At 76.6% G+C, this 2,518-nt stretch carries 3 protein-coding genes; 1 reads left to right on the forward strand and 2 read right to left on the reverse strand.

Going from position 1 to position 2,518, the window contains the following annotated elements:
* Nucleotides 1-537: 537 nt before the first annotated feature.
* Entirely contained in the window at nucleotides 538-795 is a 258-nt protein-coding gene (locus ACOV8S_RS19375) for a hypothetical protein (RefSeq protein WP_448319065.1), read from the forward strand.
* Nucleotides 796-863: 68 nt separating this feature from the next.
* Here ACOV8S_RS19375 and ACOV8S_RS19380 read toward each other — a convergent pair whose 3' ends face one another.
* Nucleotides 864-1,355, reverse strand: coding sequence for a heme-degrading domain-containing protein (locus ACOV8S_RS19380; protein ID WP_448319066.1), 492 nt, complete (start codon nucleotides 1,353-1,355; stop codon nucleotides 864-866).
* The gene (locus tag ACOV8S_RS19385; protein WP_448319067.1) at nucleotides 1,352-2,431 is read right to left on the reverse strand and encodes a Gfo/Idh/MocA family protein; all 1,080 of its coding nucleotides are present in this window, start codon (nucleotides 2,429-2,431) and stop codon (nucleotides 1,352-1,354) included. The genes ACOV8S_RS19380 and ACOV8S_RS19385 overlap by 4 nt, the downstream gene beginning before the upstream one ends.
* Nucleotides 2,432-2,518 lie beyond the last annotated feature (87 nt).

The raw sequence follows: 2,518 nt of genomic DNA on the forward strand, positions 1-2,518 counted from the left end.
GGCGGCTCGCCGGTGGGCCAGGGGCCCGGGTCGCGGGCGGGCGCGGGTGCGGGCTTCGGTTCGGCCGGAGGTGCCGCGGCGGGAACCGGTGCGGGGATCCGCACCGGAACCGGCGTGGGCCTCGGCCCGGCCGGAGGTCGTGGGGCGGCCACCGGCGCGGGGCCGGCGGATGGTTCCGGCGGCGGGAGCGCGGGGGCGCCGTCCCCGGTCCCGCATCCGGTCGCGGTCTCGGTGGGCGCCGGGGCGAGGGTGTCCGCAGGTACGGGGGAGGGGGCTGCGGCCCGCGCCGCAACCGCAGTGGAAGCCGGTGCCGAAACGGAAGCGGGTGCCGAAGCCGGAGCTGGTGCCGGAGCCGGAGCTGATGCCGGAATCGGAACCGGAACCGGAGCCGGAACTGAAGCCGGTGCCGGTGCCGGTGCCGGTGCTGGAACCGGAGCCGTTGGCGGAGCCATGTTCGGGTCGGCGGCCGGCGTGCCGGGCCCGGGTCCGGGCCCGGTTCCGCTTCCGGTGCCGCGTCCCCGGACGGAGGCCGGAGCGGTGACCGGGCCGGCGCCCGAGGGCGTGGCCGGGGTCGCCCCGGCAGCGGGGCCGGCGAGCGTCCCGCTCCCCGTGGTGACCGAGCAGGACCTGCGGTGGCGGCGCTGGTCGGCGGCGGTCACCGCCGCGGCGGCCGCGGCGGCGGGGATGGTGCTGACCGCCGCGGTGACGCTGGGCGACGCACAGGAGACGCGGGTGCAGGCGCCGCCGGTCTGCCCGGTCGCCCCGACCAGCCCCGCCTCGCCCGAGCCGAGCTGAACTGGGCCCTGACGCCCGGCAGGACCGTGAGGGTCCTGCCGGGCGCCGGGCGCCTGGCGCGGGGCGGGTCAGTCGAGGGTGAGGCCCAGGAAGCGTTCCAGCGCCTCGACGACCAGGGCGTGGTCCTGCGCCTGCGGGAGCCCGGAGACGGTGACCGCGCCGATCACGCCGACCCCGTCGACCCGCAGCGGGAACGAGCCGCCGTGCGCGGCGTAGACGTCCGGGTCGAGGCGGGAGGACTCGTCGAAGTTCTGGCCCTTGGCCCGGAAGCGGGTGCCGACCAGGAAGGAGGCGTGCCCGTACCGCATGACCACGCGTCGCTTGCGGTCGATCCACGCGTCGTTCTCCGGCGCGGAGCCCTCCAGCGCCGCGTGGAAGAGCTGCTGGCCGGCCCGGTGGATGTCGATCGCGACCGGGGCCTGCCGCTCCCGGGCCAGCGCCACCAGCAGTGAGCCCAGCTCCCAGGCGTCCTCGTTGCTGAAGCGGGGGAGGATCAGGCGGCGCTCCTGCGCCTCGAGTTCCTCGACGGTGGGGGAGAGTTCCGGAGTCATCCTGGTCATGCCGGCTTCACCGTCCCGCCGTCACGGGCGGACCGCGCCGCCGCCTCCAGTACCGCCAGCGCGTCCGCCGCCTCCAGCGCGGTCACCGGGTTGCGCCCGCCGCCGCTCACCGCGGCGGCCACCGCGCGGTAGTACGAGGGGTAGTCGCCGGGCAGCGTGGGCACCGGCTCGCCGCCGCCCGTCAGCGGGGACTCGCCCGCGCCGATCGCGCCCCACAGCTCCTTGGGCTCGTGGCCCCAGCGCTCGCCCTCCGCGGCCGGGCGCAGGCCCTCGCGCAGGGCGTTCTCCTGCGGGTCCAGCCCGTACTTCACATAACCCGCCTTCGAGCCGAGGACCCGGAAGCGCGGGCCGAGCTGCGCGGTCGTCGCCGAGGCGTACAGGTGGGAGCGGACGCCGCCGGTGTGGGTGACGGCGATGAAGACGTCGTCGTCGACCTGCGCGCCCTGGCGGCGGGTGTCGACCTCCGCGTAGACGGACTCGGCCGGGCCGAACAGGTGCAGCGCCTGGTCGACGACGTGGCTGCCGAGGTCGTACAGGAGCCCGCCGAGCTCCGCCGGGTCGGCCGACTCGCGCCAGCCGCCCTTCGGCTGGGGGCGCCAGCGCTCGAAGCGGGACTCGAACCGCTGGACCTCGCCCAGCGCGCCGTCGTCGAGCAGCTTGCGCAGGGTGAGGAAGTCGCCGTCCCAGCGGCGGTTCTGGAACACGGAGAGCAGCAGGCCCCGCTCCTCGGCCAGCGCGGCCAGTTCACGGGCCTCGGCGGCGGTGCCCGCGACCGGCTTGTCCACGACCACGTGGAGGCCCTGGCGCAGCGCCTCGGTGGCCAGCGGGACGTGCGTCCGGTTGGGGGAGGCGACGACCACCAGGTCCAGTTCGCCGGCGCGGGGCCACAGTTCGTCCGCCGAGGCGGCGATCCGCACGTCGGGGTACTCGGCGCGGGCCTGGGCGGCCCGCTCGGGGTTGGAGGTGACCACGGTGTCGAGGGTCAGGCCCTCGGCGGCGGCGATCATCGGCGCGTGGAACACGGACCCGGCCAGGCCGTAGCCGACCAGGGCCACACGCAGCGGTGCAGTAGTCATACGAACACTCTGGCACGGAGGGTTCCCGTGCTGGTCCGCGCGGGGGGTTCCGTACGGCCGTTCGGGTGGTGCGGCAGCGTGTCGGGG

It is taken from the genome of Streptomyces sp. CO7, from assembly GCF_053474865.1.

Excerpts from the sequence above, each read along its gene's own strand:
- ACOV8S_RS19380 (WP_448319066.1), bottom strand. The coding sequence starts at position 1,355 with ATGACCAGGATGACTCCGGAACTCTCCCCCACCGTCGAGGAACTCGAG.
- ACOV8S_RS19385 (WP_448319067.1), bottom strand. The coding sequence starts at position 2,431 with ATGACTACTGCACCGCTGCGTGTGGCCCTGGTCGGCTACGGCCTGGCC.